This window comes from Allobosea sp. Root483D1 (assembly GCF_001429505.1).
Lineage (GTDB): Bacteria > Pseudomonadota > Alphaproteobacteria > Rhizobiales > Beijerinckiaceae > Allobosea.
Genome location: NZ_LMJW01000002.1, coordinates 62,800 through 63,085 on the forward strand (window position 1 = coordinate 62,800; position 286 = coordinate 63,085).

Consider the following 286-nt stretch of genomic DNA (forward strand, 5'->3'; position numbering starts at 1 on the left):
ACTCCGACAACCTCGGCATCATCAAGGCTGGCAACACCCAGATCGGCGGCAGCACCAACTTCCAGAACGACTCCGATCTGGAAGCCGCCACCAAGTCGCTGACCGGCGCTCTGACCTCGCTGAAGTCGCTCTCCTCGACCTTCGGCGCGAGCCTCTCGGTCGTCCAGACCCGGCAGGACTTCACCAAGGACATGGCGAACGTCCTGACCAGCGGCGCTGACAACCTCGTCAACGCCGACCTCAACCAGGAAGCCGCCTCCCTGCTCGCGCTGCAGACCCGTCAGCA

1 pseudogene is annotated in these 286 nt (G+C 64.3%); it reads left to right on the forward strand.

Features of this window, described 5'->3' with window-relative positions:
- Positions 1-286 (forward strand): annotated as a pseudogene (locus ASE66_RS32455) (hypothetical protein); the annotation flags it as partial.